The following is a 17,638-nucleotide window of genomic DNA, read 5'->3' on the forward strand; positions in this document are numbered from 1 at the left end:
CAGAAGCTGCTCCGTCCCAAACACCGATACCGCGGGACATCGACGCATGAGTAGCCAAGGGTTGATCAGCGACAACGCACGAGCCGACAAGGGCAGCGGCGAGGCGACGGGGAGGCGAAAGAAACCGTCGACCACGACTCTGATTCTGTCCGGCCTCGGGCTGGGTATCGGGGTCGGCCTGTTCTTCGGCGATATCGTGTCGCCGCTCGGTTTCGTCGGCGACGCCTACGTCGGTTTGCTGCAGATGACGGTGCTGCCCTTCATCGTCGCCTCTCTCGTCTCCAGCATCGGTGCGCTCACGCCCGAACAGGCTCGGGCTCTGACCAAGTACGGGCTGCTGATCCTGGCGATCTTGTGGAGCCTCGGCGCGGCGACGGTCTTCGTGATGGCGCTCGCCTTGCCGGACCAGCAAGTCGGCTCCTTCTTCAGCACCACCCTGGTCGAACCGCCGCAAGAGATCGACCACATCGAGCTCTACATTCCGTCGAACCCCTTCTCTTCGCTGGCGAACAACTACGTTCCCGCCGTGGTTCTGTTCTGCGTTCTGTTCGGCGTGGCGATCATGAAGCTCGACGGTCGTGAAAAGGTGATCGACGTCTTCGACGTCGCCGCCAACGCGCTTCGCCGGGTGACCAGCTTTATCATGAAGCTGGCGCCGGTCGGGGTTTTTGCGATCTCGGCCAACGCCGCCGGCACCCTCAGCCTCGAGGAGTTCGGTCGACTACAGGGCTATCTCCTGATTCTCGGCGGCGGCGCCTTCCTGCTCACCTTCTGGGTGCTTCCCATGTTGGTGACGCTGCTCACGCCCTTTCGCTATTGGCAGGTGCTGGCGGCCTCCAAGGACGCCTTGATCACCGGCTTTGTCACCGGCAGCGTATTCGTCGTCATTCCCCTGCTCTGCCTGGCAATCTCGGATCTGCTGAAGGACCAGCCACCGGCCCCGGAGGGAAAAGGAATCCGGCACGATTTCCTGATTCCGCTCGCCTACTCCTTTCCCGACTCGGGCAAGATTTTCAGCCTGATCTTCATTCCCTTTGCTGCTTGGTTCTACGGCAACCCGCTCGCCTGGAGCGACTATCCCTTCCTTCTCCTGACCGGCACGTTTCTCGCCTTCGGGAAACTGATTGCGGCAATCCCCTTCCTTCTCGACGCGGCCCAGCTCCCCTCGGATATCTTTCGGCTGTTCCTGGTCTCCGGGGTCGTGGCGAGCCGGTTCGCGGACCTCGTCGGGGTCATGCATCTCTATGTATTCACGGTGCTCTCGACCTGTGCGCTGGCGGGGCTGGCGAAATTCCGTCCGTCCCGATGCCTACCCGCTCTGGGCGGCACGCTGGCCTTGGGTTTGGGCCTGGTTTTCGGCATTCGAGCGCTCCTCGGCATCACCTTCGCCGATACCTACCAGAAGGACAAAGTGCTGGAGGAGATGCAGCTCCTGCGATCGCCGGTACCAGCTAGCCTGCTCGCGGTTTCGGCACCGAACCCGGTTCCCCTCGAGGGCATTTCCCGCATTGAGCGGATCCGCCAGCGCGGGATCATTCGCGTCGGCTACCTGCCGGACCGTCTGCCCTTCTCCTACTTCAATGGGAGCGGGCAGCTCGTCGGTTTGGACGTCGATCTGGTTCACCAACTGGCCGGCGACCTAGGCGTCACCATCGAGTTCATACCCTACGATCTCGAGACACTGGCCGAAGAGCTTCGCAACGACCACTTCGATATCGCGATCTCGGGTATCCTCGCGACGCAAGCGCGCGTGGAACGCATGCTGCTTTCGGAACCTTACCTGACGGCGCACATGGGTTTGATCGTGCCCGACCACCGAGCCGGGGAATTCGACGAGCAGCCAAAGATCCGCCGCATGGATTCCGTCAGGTTCGCCGTTCTTCGGGACAGCTTCTTTCGCAACCGGGTCGAGAGCTTCATGCCCAATGCCGAGGTGGTGGAACTCGCCAGCGAGCGCGAGTTCTTCGATTCGATCCATGCCGAGGTAGACGGACTGCTCACCACCGCCGAAGGAGGCTCGGCCTGGACCCTGCTCTATCCGCAGTACGATTTCGTCAGTCCCGTGAGACCGGGCCTCGCCGCCCCCGTCGTCATCGCCTTGGGTGGTCAACAGGACCTGATCTTCGAGGAGGTCATGAGCAACTGGGTCGACCTTCAGAGGCTCGACGGCACCATCGACAAGCTGTTCGAGTATTGGGTCCTGGGTCGGCCGGCCCACGCAGAAGGCCCGCGCTGGAGCATCATCCGTGACGTTCTGCAGTGGGTTGATTGATCGGGTGCTTCGGCTCCTTGGCATGAGCGCTAGAACAGGTGAAGCCGGTCGATGTCGACTTGGGCGCGACCGCGCTACTGGCCCTTGACCGGCCGCAAGTTCGCGTTGAAGGAGATGGAGATGCGTTCGCCCGGCCCGTGGTAGGGATTGACCGCGTGGTAGAGCCAGCCCGGGAAGACCGTCAGCGTACCGGTCTCGGGGGGTAGCCCCATGGACTTGCCGAAGGGCGCGCCGGGCAGGTCCACGCATTCCACCCGTTCACGCGGATCGAAGAACTCCAGGATCCCCGACTTGGGCCATTCCGGGTTGGGTGCGCCAGCCTCGACATAGTACACGCCGGACCAGTGTGACGTGGCATGGCTGTGACGAGTGTGATAGGCGCCCGCGCGAGAGACATTGGCCCAGGCTTCGAACATGACGTTGAACTCCCGTCCCTTGACATCGCAGACGGCGGCCTGCATCTGCCGGACCGTCTCGCCGATCGCCTCCGTCAGGACCTTGACCTCGGGGATCGACCAGGCGAGCAGGTCGCTGTTGGACTGCCAGCCGCCATAGTTGCTGCGCTTTCGCGCCGGACCCTCGGTCTCGCGTTCGAGAATCGCCGCCTTCAGCCCTGGGTTGATGCTGCTCGCTTCAAGCACCGCTACCCGGATAATCGGCGTGACGAAGGCCGAAACCAGGTTGTGCTCGGGACGAAACGCGACATGCGCCATGCATCACCTCATGCATTTCAGAGAGAGGAGCTTACTCTCCGTCCGGACAGGATAGATTTCGGTTTTGCACAGATTCTCGGCGATAACGACTCTTTTCAGCCGGACGTGCCTCTGCGCAAACTCCGGAAGAGAGAGCTTTCGTCTTTGCGGCACAGGAGTTCATTGCGCGCCCCAACGCTGAGACCCGTGCTGGCGAGGCTTGATCCCGTCGTCGGATGAGCCGAGGAAGGCGTACCTCGACGACTCCCAGGTCTAGCGGATACTCGGACCCTACAGCGGGAAGGCCTCTTTGAACCTGCGCTCTCCGGTCTTGGAGAAGGCGACGATCCGCGAGTCCGTGACCCGCCTTGCCCACCCGAGCCGGTAGAAACGATCGAGTAGCACCGTTCCAAGGGCACCCGCCAGGTGCGTCCTGCGATTGCTCCAGTCGAGACACGACCGGCACAACGGGCGCCGCGAGCCACCGAGCGCAGCAAGATCGATCCCGAAATCCTTCATTCGGGCTTGGCCGCCTTCAGTCAGGAAGACCTCCTCGCCTTCTTCCGCGACCACGCCCTGCGCGATCAAGCTGTCGAAGAGGTGGACGCCCAGTTCGCCGGCCAGGTGGTTGTAGCAGACGCGTGCTTTGCGGAGAGCCGGATCCCTCGGCCCGGTGCGCGCTCTCATGTGTCCATTCTTGGCCGCCAAACCCATCATCGCTTCCAGAACGCTTCCAACGTCATCGTCCGCAAGCGAGAAGTAGTGATGCCGCCCTTGCTTGCGCCGTCTGAGCAGACCGGCGCTTTCGAGTTTGGCGAGATGCGTGCTCGCGGTCTGCGCGGTGACGCCCGCTTCGACGGAGAGCTCTCTCGCCGTCAGCGCCTTCCCGCTCATGAGCGCCGTCAGCATGTTCGCGCGCGCCGGATCGCCGATGAGCGACCCGAGTAGCGCAATGTCGGGGCCTTCTTTCATAGTTCGATGGTAAGCGAACCATTATCGCTGAGCAAGCTGCCATACTGACAAGGCATGTCAGGAGGTGCAGCCATGATCACATGCTTTATCCGCTACCACATCGACCCGACGAAGCGGGATCTCTTCGCCGAATATGCCCGGAACTGGGGTCAGGCCATTCCGCGTTGCGGCGCCGACCTCATCGGCTACTTCGCGCCGCACGAGGGATCATCGACGCTTGCCTACGGCGTCTACACCCTCGAGTCCCTGGCCACCTACGAGGCCTATCGGGCACGCCTGGCGGAAGACCCGCTCGGCCAGGAGAACTACGCCTTCGCACAGCGCGAGAAATTCCTCCTGCGCGAAGACAGGACGTTCCTGAAAATCGTCTCAACGCCGCACGGGGAGCTCAGGAAGAGATGATCGCAATCATTTTCGAGGTCTCGCCCGCTCCAGGGCGGAAGGACGATTACTTGGGCCTTGCCGCGCAGTTGCGCCCGCTTCTCGAGGAATCTGAAGGGTTCATCTCGGTGGAGCGCTTTCAGAGCCTCAACGATCCGGACAAAATCCTGTCTCTCTCGTTTTTCGAGAACGAGGAGGCGGTCGCCAAGTGGCGGGCGCTCAGCGCCCATCGTGGCGCACAGCGGCGCGGGCGGGATGCGCTTTTTCGGGACTATCGGCTGCGTGTGGCCGAGGTGCTTCGCGACTACGGTATGCACGACCGTGAACAAGCTCCCGTCGACAGCAAGCGGGAGCACGAGGGATGAACCTGGAACTCTACTTGATGAAATAGCCGGAGACGCGCCAGCGGCCGTTCTCGTCCAGCATGGGCGTGACGGTTTCGACGCTGGATCGCTTGTTCTCGAACGAGGTGTCGAACTGGATCACGACGTACTGACCGTCCGGCGCTCCCGGCAGCGTAGTTGTGAAAGTCTTGGACTTCGGCCGCCTCGAAAGCACCGTTCCAAGCGGCCTCCGCACCCCGTTCAGCGCTTGCTGCCACTGGTCCCGGCTTACGGCCTTCTGGAAATAGCTGGCAGCCGCTTGCCAGCTTTCGCCGTAACGCTCCGCGTCGACCAGCGCCAGCCACTCTTCCGCGGCTCTCAGCGCTGCCGACTCCTTCTCTTCGGATGCCTGTCCGGAGGCACTCATTACAAACACCCCCAGGACCGCGATCGTGGCAAGCTGAACTGCCCTCACGATCTTGTCTCCGTCCAATCACAGCATCGGATCAACGAGCTTTAGCGAAGATGCCTGACGACTTCAACGGCCGCCCGCCGAGCCGCGTCCATCCTCGACCATGGCGGGACATACTGGGGATCCAGGGTTCAGCTGCAGATTCAATGGGGTCGGGGTTCCGGCGTGTGATACCGCCCGTGCCCGGTATGGCCGGCCGGCGCGGCGGTTACTCGGCGGCCTTGGTCAAGGCGATGGGCGCGGCCGGCTCGATCTCGCGCAGCTCCCGGTCGAGCCGGACGCCGGCATGGGCGCGCGGCGGGGCGAGCGGCGCGAGCAGGCTGTATATCACCGGGATCAGGACCAGGGTGAAGACCGTCGCGATCCCCAGGCCGCCGAACACGACCCAGCCGATTGCGCTCCGCGCCTCGGCCCCGGCGCCGCTGGCCAGCACCAGCGGCACGGCGCCCAGCACGGTCGAGAGCATGGTCATCATGACCGGGCGCAGCCGCGTCGTGGCTGCCAGCCGTATCGCGTCGATCACCGCGAGGCCCCGGTCCCTCTGCTGGTCGGCGAACTCCACCACGAGGATGCCGTTCTTAGCCATGAGCCCGATCAGCATGATCAGACCGATCTCGCTATAGATGTTCAGGCTCGAGCCGGTCAGCTTGAGGGCGAAGACCGCCGCCGCCAGTCCGAAAGGAATGGTCAGCAGGATGACCATGGCGCTCACGAAGCTCTCGAACTGGGCGGCGAGCACCAGCAGCACCACGAGGATGGCGATCGCGAAGGTGACCGCGACCTCGTTCGAGGTGTCCTCCAGGGTCGCCGCCTCGTTCAGCATCCTGAGTCCGATCTCCGGCGGCAGCACGTCGGCGGCGATCCGCTCGACGTCGTCCATCGCGCGGCGCATGGCGTAGCCAGGTGGAAGCGGAACGTCGATCTCGACCGCGCGCTTCTGGCCGGTCCGGTCGAGCTCGGCGGCGATGCCGGTCTCGCGCAGGCTGACGAAGGCCGACAGGGGCACCATCCCGCCCCGCGCGCTGGAAACGAAGAGGTTGTGCAGGTCGCTCGGGTCGCGAATGGCGCCGGCGGCGGACTGCAGCATGACCGGGACCGAACGATCGTCGACGTTGAGCTCGGCCACCTCGAAGCCGTCGATCATGGCGCGCAGGGTGTTGACGATTCCCTCGACCGGCACGCCCAGATCCTCGGCGCGCAGGCGATCGACCTGCACGGTCAGCTGCGGCTGGGTCTGCTGAAACTCGATCTCGGGGTCCTCGAACTGGGGCAGGCGCTCATGCATCGCCGCGAGGAAGTCGTTCGCCGCGGCCGCGATATCGGTGTAGTTCGGGCCGGTCAGGGCGAACTCGAGGCTGCCGCCACTGCGCCGCAGGTTCAGGCTGTTCGGCGTGCGCACGCGCGCCGTCGCCCCGGGGATCGCCTTCAGCTTCGGGCGCAGTTCGGCGGCGATCTCCTGCTGGCTGCGCGACCGGGCCGACCAGTCGGCCAGCGGGGCGGAGATATAGACGCGGTTGAGGTCCCAGCGGCCGACGATGGTCATCACGTTGCTGATTTCCCCGCGTTCGCGCAGGGGCGCCAGGATGGCTTCGGCCCGCGCCGCCTGCCGATCCATGTAGTCGAGTCCGACGCCGTCCGGTCCCTGCATCATGATGTAGATGGCGCCGCGGTCTTCGCTCGGCAGCAGTTCCTCGTCGATCGTGGGGTAGACCAGAACCGCGGTGGCGGCCAGGAGGCCAGTGACCGCCAGGACCAGGAGGCGCGCCGAGAGCGTGAAATCGAGCAGTCGCCGGTAGCCGGCTGCCGCCCGGTCGCCCAGCCTTGCGAGCAGGCCCCGGCCCTTCGCGGCGCCCGCGGCTTCGGCCCCGGCGGCCCGCAAGTCGAGGCGCGAGGCCAGCATGCAGCCCAGCGTCAGCGCCACGAAAGACGAGATCGCCACGGCGACCGCGAGCACGATGCCGAACTCCGTGAACATGCGGCCCGCCGTGCCCGGCAGGAACGCGATCGGCACGAAGACCGAGATCAGGGTGATCGTCGTCGCCAGCACGGCGAAGAAGACCTGGCGGGTGCCGACGACGGCAGCCGCCAGCGGCTTCAGGCCCTCGGCGCGCTTGCGCTGTATGTTCTCGATCACCACGATGGCGTCGTCGACGATCATGCCGGTCGCCAGCACCAGCGCGAGCAGCGTCAGAATGTTGATCGAGAACCCGAGCAGCCAGATTGCCGCGATGGTGCCGATCAGGGCCACGGGGATGGCTGCGCCCGGAATCAGCGTCGGCCGCAAGGCCCCCATGAAGAGGAAGATGACGCCGATGACGACGGCGACCGCCGCGGCGAGGCTGACCAGGACCTCGCGCACGGCGCCCCGGATGAACTGAGCGTCGTCGGAGATCTTGACCACCTCGACGTCGGCGAGGCGGCGGTTCAGGCGTTCGATCGCCCGCTCCACGGCCAAGGAAATCTCTATGGTGTTCGACTGGGCGCGCCGGACGACGCCGAGACCGACGACCCTGCGGCCGTTCAAGAGGCTGTAGCTCTCGGCGTCGGCCGGTCCGTAGAAGGCGCGGGCCACGTTGCCGAGCCGGATCACGCCCCGTTCGTCACCGCGAAGCTCCAGAGCCTCGATGTCCTCCGGCCGCCAGACCGAGGCGTCGGCCCGCACGACCAGGAGATGGTCGTCGGATTTGAAGCTTCCGGCGGGAACGTCGAGGCTGGTGCTGCGCAGCACGCGCGCGACATCGTCGATCGAAAGGCCATAGCTGGCCAGGCGCATGGGCTCGACGACGACGCGCAAGACCTCCTTCTGGTCGCCGAAGAGCTCGACCGTTGCCACGCCGGGAATGGTCGAGAGCTCGGCCGCGACCTCGTCTTCGGCGACGTAGGTCAGGGCTTGCTGGGACAGGCGGTCGCTGACGAGAGCCAGGCGGATGATCGGCGACGCGTCGGAATCCGCCTTGACGATGGTGATCTCGTCGACACCCTCGGGCAGATCGCGTTCGATCGCAGCGACCGCCTCGCGCACGTCGTTCGCCGCCACGTCCAGGGCGACGCCTGGCGCGAACTCGGCGCGGATCCGCGCGTTGTTCTCCTCGCTCGCCGCGTTGATCGTCTTGACCCCGGAAACCCGGGCGACCGCCCCCTCGATGACGCTGGTGACCTCCTCGTCCATGGTCTCCGGGGAGGCGCCGTCGAAGAACGCCCGCACGGTTACGACCGGGCGGTCGACGTCGGGCAGCTCCCGGACCTCGACACCCGAAATCGCCGCCAATCCGGCGATGACGATCAGCAGGTTCATCACGACGATCAGGGTCGGACGGCGCACCGCCAGCGCCGGCAGCTCGCTGGGCCGGGCGGTCATCAGGCGGGACCCTTGCCCGCACCGGCCGTCCCGTCGAGCGCCGGCTCGGCGCCGTTTCCGCCATCGCGGGCTCGCGGATCGACCGGCTGCCCATCGCGCAGTCCCTGCACGCCCTCGACCACGACCAGGTCGCCCGCTTCGAGCGGGCCGTCGACCAGGACGCGGCCTTTGTCGCGGCGCACGATGGCCACGAAGACCTTCCTGGCCCGATCGTCCACCACGCGCCAGACATAGGCGCCGTCGCGGCTCCACAGCACCGCCACCTCGGGCAGGCTGGGATAGGCGGCACCTCGGAACTCGAGGCGGACGTCGAAAGAGGTGCCCGGCCGGATCGAGTCGTCGGGGTTGGCGATGCGCGCCTTGACCCGCAACGACCGGGTGGCGGGATCGATCCGGCTGTCCGTGGCGGAAACCCTGCCCTGCAGCTCGAGTTCCGGGCGGGTCCAGGGGCGCACGGCGATCTCGTCGCCGACCGCAATCCGACTGGCGTAGTCCTCCGGAACGCTGAACCCGATCTCGATGAACGAGCGGTCATCCAGCGTCGCGATCATCGTCTCGTCGGTCACGCGATCGCCGGCCTCGATATCGGTCAGCCCGATGACGCCCTCGAAGGGCGCGAAGAGAGTCCGATCCTTCAACGCTGCCTTGGCCTGGGCCACGCGCAGAACCGCGCTTTCTAGCTCGGCCTCCGCCGACTGCAGGGTGACCAGGGAGACCGTGCCGCCGGGCGCGAGCTTCTCGTAGCGCGCGACCTGGCGGCGGACGTCCATCAGGGTGACCTCGGCCAAGCGCACCGCGAGTTCTTCGTCCTCATCGTCCAGGCGCAGCAGCGGCTCGCCCTTTCGCACCTTCTGTTCCGCCTCGAAGAAAACCTCCTCTACTTCGCCGTCGACCGCCGGGTAGAGCGTGGCGGAGCGCAGGGCCTCCCCCGTGCCGACCGTGCGCACGGTGACGCGGTCCTCCTTCAGGGTCAGCGCCTCGGCGATGACGAGGGTGGCGCCAGCGGCGCCGCGCTTCGGATCGGGCGATAGGATCGGATCGCCCCATCCTAAGAGCCAACCGGCCCCAAGCGCGAGGACGGCGCCGAACAAGGCGATGATCCCTATTTGCCAGCGCAGTGCCATGGCCCCATCGATCCGCAGCCGTTCCGCCGTCCGTGCGCCCGTCCCGAGAGACTTGGCTCGCGGGCCCGGTGCCGGCGCGGATTATAGGTTTCAGGGTCCGGATTCACTAGCGGCGAGGGATTCGGCCCGAGTACCCACGGCTCGGGCTGGGCCACGGTGGTCCGACGGTCGAGCCGATCGACAATGATCTGCCTCATGCCCCCTAACCTTGCGCTGGGATAACCAGTCAGCGTCGAGAGTGCTCTTGCCCGCTTGGTTCGGGCATGGAGAACGCTTTCGCGAAGGGTGTACACTCGCTCGCGCGCCTGTTGCGCCGATCTGGGAGGAGAAAACCTTGAGCTTTCCGCGTCGCGCCTTGCGAAGCTTCGGCATCGCCGCCGTTTTGCTGCTGCTCGCCCCGCCCGGCGTAGGCGCTCAGGACACCTCGCCGATCCTCGGTGACGATCCGGCGACAAGGCAGGGAACCGGGCAGACGATCCGGCCGGTCCGCACGGAGAGCCCCCGCGACACCCTGGCGACCTTCATCCGCCTCCGCGGAGAGGTGGAGCAGGCGCTCCGCGACTACCGTGAGAACCGGAGCACCGAGGTGGCCGATCATATGTACCTGCTGGGTGAGCAGCTGCATGCGCTGATCGATCTGTCGAAGGTACCAAGATCCTCGCGTCGAGAGGTGGGAAACGAGACGGCCCTGTTGCTGCTCGACATCTTCGGCCGTGTCGGATTGCCCAATTTGGACGATGTGCCCAACGAGGAGGCCTTCGATCTCGATGGCCCGGCCAACTACAGGATTCCCAGGACGCCAATCCGCATCACGCGCATCGACTTGGGCCCGCGCGACGGCGAGTTCCTGTTCAACAGCCGCACGGTCGGAATCGCACCGCGCTTCTATCAGGGCATCAAGTCTTTGCCTCTACGTTCGGACCTGGGAATCAGGAATTGGACCCAATCGGTGCCGCAGCTCACGGGTCCCCTCATCCCTTCGAGATTGGTCAGTGCCGTGCCGACAGGCATGCGCTCTCTCTGGCTCGGCACGCCGATCTGGAAGGTGGCTGCCAGCATCGCGAGCGCCCTGATCGCGGGCCTTTTGATCGCAGGTCTGCATCGCTGGCTGGCCCGCCGGGAGCCGTCGTCGCGCATCGGCGTGCTCTCCTGGCAACTGCTGCGCCCTCTTTCGATCCTCTTGGTCGTTGCCCTATTGAATCCCTTCATCGACGATCAGATCAACGTCTTCGGCCAGTTCGCCAGAGTCGTCGACGGCGCGATGACTCTCCTGATCTATTTCTCTGCCGCCTGGATCTTCTGGCTCGGCGCCCGGCTGTTCTTTGAATGGCTGATCCTCTCGCCGAGCATTCCGGAAGAGGGTCTGGACGCCAACCTTCTCCGCCTGCTCGCGGGTTTGATCGGCGTGATCGGGATCACGATTATCGTGGCCTACAGCGCACAGGAACTGGGCTTGCCGGTCTTAAGCGTTCTCGCCGGCTTGGGCATCGGCGGCCTCGCGGTTGCCCTGGCCATCCGGCCGACGCTGGAGAACCTGATCGGCGGCATCATTCTCTTTCTCGACAGACCCGTGCGGGTTGGCGACTTCTGCGACTTCGGCAGCAAGAGGGGCACGGTCGAGACGATCGGGATCCGTTCGACCCAGCTGCGCGCCCTCGACCGCACCTTGATCACCGTGCCCAACGCGCAGTTCGCCGACATGCAGATCGTCAACTGGGCGCAATGCGACGAGATGCTGATCGACGAGACCATCGGCCTGCGCTACGAGACCAAGGCCGATCAGCTTCGCTATTTTCTGGCCAGGCTGCGCGAGACGCTGCACGCCCATCCGCGCATCACCAGTGAAACCGTCCGCGTCCGCTTTTCCGGCTACGGCGATTCTTCCCTCAACGTGCGCATCAGGGTCTACGCGAAGACCCGGGAGTGGAACGATTTCTACGCGATTCGCGAGGATATCTTCCTGCGCCTCTTCGACCTGGTCGAAGAGGCCGGAACCAGCTTCGCCTTCCCGTCGCGCACCCTCTACCTGGGCAAGGACGAGGGCCTCGACAAAGAGACCGGCGACAAGGCGGCAGCCCAAGTGCAGGCCTGGCGCCGTTCCGGCCGGCTTCCCTTCCCCCGCTTCAATCCGGAGAAGCTGGAGAAGCTTGACGGGACACTCGACTACCCGCCCAAGGGCTCGCACGAAGCCGGACACGAGGAGCTGGAGACGGACGGCGGCAGCGAGCGGCTTTCGGCGCGACCGCGGCAGGAGCGGGAGCACACCGAGGCGCCAGGCTCGGTAGAAGCGGGCAACAAGCGCCGGACCGACGAGGACTGACGGACCGCCGGGTCGTCCGCTGCCTTTTCAGCCGGCGGTCAGGCCCAGCCGCCGGCGATCGGCACGACGTGGCCGGTGATGAAGCCGCACTTGTCGGAGGCGAAGAAGGCGATGGTCTCGGCGACCTCCTCGGGCTCGCCGAGGCGCTTCAGCGGGATGTTGGACAGCATCTTCGCCATGGCCTTCTCGTTGGCCAGCAGCTCGGGCGGAAAGTAGGTCGGGTTCCGGATGTAGTTGGGCGCGATGGCGTTGACCTGGATGTTGAAGGGCGCCAGCTCGAGCGACAGCGACTTGACCAGCGCGTTGCCCGCGCCGCGCGCCGTCGCGTACATGGAGTAGTTGGCCAGGCCGCGCAGCGGCGCCGCCGAGGTCACCATCAGGATCCGGCCGGCGCCGGCCGCCTTCATCGCCGGCACCGCACGGCCGATCAGCCGGTAGGGCCATTCGACCAGGGCTTCCAGGGCCCGGCCCATCTCGCCCGGCTCGGCCTCGTCGACCGGCGCGCGCACCGCCGGATAGGCGTCGTTGCAGATCAGAACGTCGATGCGGCCCTCGGCGGCGATCACTTCGTCGATCAGGGCCTCCGGCTCGCCAGCCTCGGGAACGACGATGCCCGGACCCGCTTCCCCCTCGTGGCAGACGACGGTCGCGCCGTAGCCGGCCAGCACGCGGGCCACCGCGGGCCCGACGAAATGCCTGGCATGGGTGATGACGATCACGCGCCCTTCGAGCATGGCCTGGTTTCCTTGCCCCGCCTATCCCGCCTTCCGCGCCGCCACCGAGTTGGCCAGGACGCAGAGGATCTCGTACATCAGGGTGGCGCCGACCAGGGCCGTGTTGCCGCTGGGATCGAAGGGCGGGGCGACCTCGACCACGTCGCCGCCGACCAGGTTGAGGCCCTGGAGCGCGCGGATCATGATCTGCGCCTCGACCACGGTGATGCCGCCGCATTCCGGCGTGCCGGTGCCCGGCGCGTAGACCGGGTCGAGGCCGTCGACGTCGAAGGAGACGTAGGTTGGACCGTCGCCGACGATCTCGCGCGCCTCGGCGATCACGTCGCGCGGGCCGCGGTCGTAGAACTCCTCCATGTAGACCACGCGCATGCCGCTGTCGTGACTGAACTTCCAGATGTCGAGGTCGTTGAGCGGCCCGCGGATGCCGATCTGGATGGTGCGCTTGGGATCGAGCAGGCCCTCCTCGACCGCGCGGCGGAAGGGCGCACCGTGGTGGAACTTGGAGCCCAGGTAGTCGTCGCCGGTGTCGCAGTGGGCGTCGAAATGGACCATGCCGACCGGGCGGTCCTTGGCGATGCCGCGGAAGATCGGCAGAGTGACCGAGTGGTCGCCGCCGGCCGAGAGCGGCACCACGCCGGCGGCGTGGACCCGGTCGTAGAACTTTGTGATCTCGTCGAGCGCACTCTCCAGGGCGAAGGGCTTCTCGATCAGGACGTCGCCCAAGTCGGCGACCCGGCAGTCCTCGTAGGGATTGAGCTTGCTCGCCTGGTGCGCCTTGCGCATCAGGCTGGACTGGTTGCGGATCTCGCGCGGGCCGTGGCGGGCGCCCGGCCGGTTGGTCACGCCGCCGTCGTAGGGCACGCCGACCAGGCCGATGTCGACCTCGGAGAAGTCCTCCGCGAAGGGCGCGCGCATGAAGGTGGCGATGCCGGTGTAGCGCGGCCGCTCCATCGGATTGGCGAACTCCGGATAGCTGAGCTCCGACCTGTCATTCATGGCATGGCCTCCCCTAGAACGTTCTTTTCCGGGACACTAGTGTGATGGTTCCGAAATTCGGCACGATGAACGTGCCGAGCTTCGGAAGCTGAATCACACTAGAATCATAATGTTCATGTCTTTTTGCTTCCCAAGTTCGATCACTCGAACTTGGGAAGCAAAAAGACACTAGCGCGTTCTCCGCCCCGGCTCGACCGTTTTGCGGCCTCACAGCTTCCGGAAGAGCGCGTGGGACCGGTTTTGCGTGTAGGGCCTCACCTCGGTGCCCCAGCGCCCCTTCTCGACCGCCTCGGCCCAGGCCGGGCCCTCGAGCACGGCCGGCCCGTCGACTTCGTAGAGCGCCGTGTAGACCGGGCTCGGCGCCGGCATCTGCTGGACCGTGCCGGCGATCGCCAGCCCGAAGGCCTCGCCCTTGAACCGTGTGACGGCGCGCACGCCCGGAACCGCGAGCAGGTGCGCCACGTGCTCGTCATAGACCTCGTTGAAAAGGTCCTCCTTCTCGGGCGCCACGTCCATGGACACGATGAAGAGGTAACGCGTTTCAACGGCCATGACCGCCTCCCTTCCTGCTGGCCGCGGCAAGACCCGCCGCGACAAACCTTGGATATTACTGTCGCCCCGCCCGTGGGGAAGCGTGATATCGTCTCCGGCGGAACCGGACAGCCGAAAAGGCGACGGAGCGAAGCGGGAGGAGGCGGTCATGAGCGGTTTCCAGGATCTCCAAGCGCGGATCGACGACAAGGCCGTGATCATCCTCGACGGCGCGATCGGCACCCAACTCCAGGCCATGGAGGTGCCGATGAACCGGGAGGCCTGGGCTGCGCTCGCCCTCGAGACCCACCCCTTCACCGTGCGCCGCCTGCATGAGGACTACATCGAGGCCGGCGTCGACGTGATCACGACCAACACCTATGCCTCCTGCCGCCAGAACCTCGAGCTGCTCGGCATGGGCGACAAGGTCGCCGAGCTGAACCTGCGCGCCGTCATGCTGGCCCAGGACGCGCGGGACAAGTGCGCCAAGGAGCGGCCGGTCTACATCGGCGGCTCGGTCTCGAATTTCGGCATGGTCGCCGGTGTCGAGGCGGGCTGGCGCGAGAGCTATCCGAACTTCTTCAAGTACCGCTTCGAGACCAGCGAGGCCCAGGCCAAGGCCAACCTGCGGGAGCAGGCGGAGATCCTGGCCGAGGCCGGGGTCGACTTCATGATCGCCGAACCGACCGGCAGCACCGTCCAACGCAGGTGGGTGGTCGAGGCCTGCGCCGCCACCGGCCTGCCGGTCTGGGTCGGCTTCAAGTGCCACCAGGACGCCCCCGGCCAGCCGATCAACGTCGGCTATGTCTCGGAGGAGCCGCTGGAGGCCGCCTTCGACGAGGTCATGGCCCTGGGCGGCAGCCTGGTCACGGTCTTCCACTCGCCGGTCGAGCCGACGCTGAGGGCGCTCGACATCGTCAAGACGAAATGGCAAGGCCCGCTCGGGGTCTATCCCGAGGCCGAGCGCCACGACTATGTCGCCGCGCGGCGCGATCCTTCCGAGCCGGTCCACGTGACCCCGGAGGACTTTCTCGGTTTCGCCAAGGACTGCGTCGGCCGGGGCGTCCAGGTGATCGGCGGCTGCTGCGGCATCGAGTTGGACCACATCCGTCCGCTGCGCGAGGCCCTGCCCGAGCGCCTGCCGGAGGCGGCCTGAGCCATGGCAGCCTCCCGAGCAGCCTCGGCAGAGATGGTCGTCGGCCAGCCGGTCGCGACCCACGGCAGGGTGGCGGTCGAGAACGGGGTCTGCGCCGCCGGGCACCAGGCGGCGGCCCAGGCCGGCGTGCGCATCCTGCAAGAGGGCGGCAACGCCGTCGACGCGCTGACCGCCGGCGCCTTCACCGCTTTCGTCGTCGAGCCCTCTGCCTGCGGGATCGGCGGTTACGCCCACATCACGGCCTGGCACGCCGCCTCCGGGCGCTTCCTCTCGGTCGACGCCTACGTCCGGGCGCCCGGCACGGCCAGGCCCGACATGTTCGAGATCGACCCGGGCCAGCCCGAGACCTACTACCACCACCCCTCGACCAGGGGCGGCCTGTCCGAGGCCGGGGCGCTCGCCGTCGCCGTGCCCGGCGCCGTCGCCGGCTTCTGCCACCTGCAGGACGCCCTGGGGACGCTGCCGCTCAGCCGCGTCCTGGAGCCGGCGATCGAGGCGGCCCGGGCAGGCTACGACTTCGACTGGTCCGACGTCATGCACATCGCCCAGCGTCGCGCGGCGATCGAGGCCCTGCCCGACACGGCGGCCGCCTTCCTGCCGGACGGCGGGCTGCCCAGGAGCGCGGGCAGTCTGGCCGAGGGTAGCCGGCTCGATACGACGGCCCTAGCCGACAGCCTAGAGGCCATCGCCCGGGAGGGCGCCGCCGCCTTCTACCAGGGGACCATCGCCCGGACGCTGGTCGACCACGTGCGCGGACTGGGCGGCATCCTGACTCTTGAGGACCTGGCCGGCTACCGGCCCCGCGTGCTGCACGAGCGGCCGACCCGCTACCGCGGCCACGACGTCGTGACCTGCTACGACCAGGTCGCCCTCGAGGCGCTCAACATCCTGGAGGGCTACGACCTCGCCGCCGAGGGCCCCGACAGCTTGGCCTACCGCCATCTCATGGCCGAGGCCATGGGCGTCGCATTCACCGACAACATCGCACACTACGGCGATCCGGCCTTCGTCGAGAGCCCGGTCAACGGCCTGGCGAGCCCGGCTTTCGCGGCCGAGCGGCGCAAGGCGATCCGGCCTGACCGGGCCTTGCCCCGCCCGATCGCCCCCGGCGACCCCTGGCCCTTCGAGGACGAGGCCCTGGCGCCGGAGATCCTGCCCGGCGACTCGGCGCTGGCGCGCCGCGGCGGCACCACCCAGGTCGCCACGGCCGACCGCCAAGGCAACATGGCGGCCGCCTGCATCACCATAGGCAACGCCTGGGGCTCGCTGGTCTACGTACCGGAAGCCGGGCTCTTGAACGACGGCATGAAGAACTTCGATCCGCGGCCGGGCCGGCCCTCCAGCATCGCCCCGGGCAAGATGCCGATCTTCGCGGCGCCGGCGCTGGTCGCGGTGAAGGACGGACGGGCGGTCTTCGCCGGCTCCGGCTCGGGCGGCTACCAGATCGAGACCGGGGTGCTGCACAGCCTGATCAACCGGATCGACCACGCCATGGACCTGCAACAGGCCGTGGATCACCCCCGGGTGCACTGCCAGGGCCGCGAGACCTGTGTCGATCCGCGCATCCCCCAAGCCCTGCGGCAGGGCCTGGAGAAGGCCGGCCACCAGGTCAGGCTCCTGCCGCAACGCCCGGGCGCGATGAACTTCGGCCGCGTCTCGGCCGTAGCGGCAGAGGCGGACGGAACCCTCCTGGCCGCCGCCGGCCCCAGTTGGCACACGGGGATCGCCGGCTACTGATCGTCCCGAAACGGCCCGATTACCGCCCTCGCGTTAACCATTGACGCGGCATTAACTGACGTACGGATTTACCCAAATAGAAAACACATTATTCCTAAGCGCTTTATCTAGTTAAAATCCCTCAATATTTGTCAAATATAAGGTGTTTATTATCATTAATACTGCATTGACGTAAATAAAATATCGGTTTTTCTTGCAATTCTCCAGAATTCCTGATACCTTTCCGATCGAATTTCAGGCGCACAAGACCGCGGCGCCGAGCATCCCATAAAGAGGAGCATTGCTGGAGATGGTAGACCTCAGCACGACCGTGGCGAGCCCCGAAACTCTGGACGACAAGGAAGACACGATCAGCTTCCTCAGTCTGGTCCGCAAGCTCAGCGCATTCGCGGCGCTCATCTTCCTGTTTCACCTCGCCTTTCCCATGGGTGTGGTGAACGCTCAGCTGGTCGCGGCCCTGGGCCTGGGACAGGTTTGGTACGCGGACGCGCCGCTGGCGCTTCTCGTCGCCTTCGTGAATTCACTCGTGGCGGTGTTGGCGTTCAAATTCGTGAAGTGAGGCTAGGCTGG

At 66.2% G+C, this 17,638-nt stretch carries 15 protein-coding genes; 7 read left to right on the plus strand and 8 right to left on the minus strand.

Translation table 11 applies throughout. From position 1 onward, the window contains the following. Positions 1-46: 46 nt before the first annotated feature. Entirely contained in the window at positions 47-2,272 is a 2,226-nt protein-coding gene (locus QNJ67_05960) for a cation:dicarboxylase symporter family transporter (GenBank protein ID MDJ0608503.1), read from the plus strand. A gap of 74 nt (positions 2,273-2,346) precedes the next feature. On the opposite strand, the gene QNJ67_05965 is transcribed toward QNJ67_05960, so the two are convergent. Together QNJ67_05965 and QNJ67_05970 are read right to left on the minus strand one after the other, a co-directional pair. Further along, complete coding sequence (locus QNJ67_05965) at positions 2,347-2,985, minus strand: 2OG-Fe(II) oxygenase family protein (GenBank protein ID MDJ0608504.1); 639 nt, start codon at positions 2,983-2,985, stop codon at positions 2,347-2,349. Positions 2,986-3,255: 270 nt separating this feature from the next. Further along, the gene (locus QNJ67_05970; protein MDJ0608505.1) at positions 3,256-3,936 is read right to left on the minus strand and encodes a winged helix-turn-helix domain-containing protein; all 681 of its coding nucleotides are present in this window, start codon (positions 3,934-3,936) and stop codon (positions 3,256-3,258) included. A gap of 72 nt (positions 3,937-4,008) precedes the next feature. Between QNJ67_05970 and QNJ67_05975 the strand changes: the two genes are divergently transcribed. Together QNJ67_05975 and QNJ67_05980 are read left to right on the plus strand one after the other, a co-directional pair. Further along, on the plus strand, positions 4,009-4,338 hold the full coding sequence (locus QNJ67_05975; protein MDJ0608506.1) for an NIPSNAP family protein: 330 nt from the start codon (positions 4,009-4,011) through the stop codon (positions 4,336-4,338). Next, entirely contained in the window at positions 4,335-4,682 is a 348-nt protein-coding gene (locus tag QNJ67_05980; GenBank protein ID MDJ0608507.1) for an antibiotic biosynthesis monooxygenase, read from the plus strand. The genes QNJ67_05975 and QNJ67_05980 overlap by 4 nt, the downstream gene beginning before the upstream one ends. A 10-nt stretch (positions 4,683-4,692) precedes the next feature. Here the strand turns inward: QNJ67_05980 and QNJ67_05985 are convergent, their stop codons facing one another. From QNJ67_05985 to QNJ67_05995, 3 genes are all read right to left on the minus strand, one after another. Further along, positions 4,693-5,133, minus strand: coding sequence for a DUF4019 domain-containing protein (locus QNJ67_05985; GenBank protein MDJ0608508.1), 441 nt, complete (start codon positions 5,131-5,133; stop codon positions 4,693-4,695). Between the two features lie 187 nt (positions 5,134-5,320). Next, positions 5,321-8,470 (minus strand): efflux RND transporter permease subunit, encoded by a 3,150-nt coding sequence (locus QNJ67_05990; protein MDJ0608509.1) that lies wholly within the window; start codon positions 8,468-8,470, stop codon positions 5,321-5,323. Further along, complete coding sequence (locus QNJ67_05995) at positions 8,470-9,594, minus strand: efflux RND transporter periplasmic adaptor subunit (protein ID MDJ0608510.1); 1,125 nt, start codon at positions 9,592-9,594, stop codon at positions 8,470-8,472. Before QNJ67_05995 ends, QNJ67_05990 begins: the two co-directional genes overlap by 1 nt. 334 nt (positions 9,595-9,928) lie before the next feature. Here QNJ67_05995 and QNJ67_06000 point away from each other — a divergent pair, with 334 nt between their 5' ends. Continuing rightward, positions 9,929-11,914 (plus strand): mechanosensitive ion channel family protein, encoded by a 1,986-nt coding sequence (locus tag QNJ67_06000; protein MDJ0608511.1) that lies wholly within the window; start codon positions 9,929-9,931, stop codon positions 11,912-11,914. Between the two features lie 38 nt (positions 11,915-11,952). Here QNJ67_06000 and QNJ67_06005 read toward each other — a convergent pair whose 3' ends face one another. The 3 genes from QNJ67_06005 to QNJ67_06015 all read right to left on the minus strand — a co-directional run bounded on the left by QNJ67_06005 (position 11,953) and on the right by QNJ67_06015 (position 14,196). Continuing rightward, positions 11,953-12,648: an SDR family oxidoreductase gene (locus QNJ67_06005; GenBank protein ID MDJ0608512.1), complete on the minus strand. Its 696-nt coding sequence runs from the start codon at positions 12,646-12,648 to the stop codon at positions 11,953-11,955. 21 nt (positions 12,649-12,669) lie between these two features. Then, positions 12,670-13,644, minus strand: coding sequence for an agmatinase (speB, locus tag QNJ67_06010; GenBank protein MDJ0608513.1), 975 nt, complete (start codon positions 13,642-13,644; stop codon positions 12,670-12,672). Between the two features lie 207 nt (positions 13,645-13,851). Continuing rightward, the gene (locus QNJ67_06015; GenBank protein MDJ0608514.1) at positions 13,852-14,196 is read right to left on the minus strand and encodes a hypothetical protein; all 345 of its coding nucleotides are present in this window, start codon (positions 14,194-14,196) and stop codon (positions 13,852-13,854) included. Positions 14,197-14,344: 148 nt separating this feature from the next. Here QNJ67_06015 and QNJ67_06020 point away from each other — a divergent pair, with 148 nt between their 5' ends. From QNJ67_06020 to QNJ67_06030, 3 genes are all read left to right on the plus strand, one after another. After that, positions 14,345-15,331 (plus strand): homocysteine S-methyltransferase family protein, encoded by a 987-nt coding sequence (locus QNJ67_06020; protein MDJ0608515.1) that lies wholly within the window; start codon positions 14,345-14,347, stop codon positions 15,329-15,331. A gap of 3 nt (positions 15,332-15,334) precedes the next feature. Beyond that, complete coding sequence (locus QNJ67_06025; GenBank protein ID MDJ0608516.1) at positions 15,335-17,068, plus strand: gamma-glutamyltransferase; 1,734 nt, start codon at positions 15,335-15,337, stop codon at positions 17,066-17,068. Between the two features lie 289 nt (positions 17,069-17,357). Next, the gene (locus tag QNJ67_06030) at positions 17,358-17,627 is read left to right on the plus strand and encodes a hypothetical protein (protein ID MDJ0608517.1); all 270 of its coding nucleotides are present in this window, start codon (positions 17,358-17,360) and stop codon (positions 17,625-17,627) included. The last annotated feature ends 11 nt before the right edge of the window (positions 17,628-17,638 follow it).

It is taken from the genome of Kiloniellales bacterium (assembly GCA_030064845.1).
In the GTDB taxonomy this organism is placed as follows: Bacteria; Pseudomonadota; Alphaproteobacteria; order Kiloniellales; family JAKSDN01; genus JASJEC01.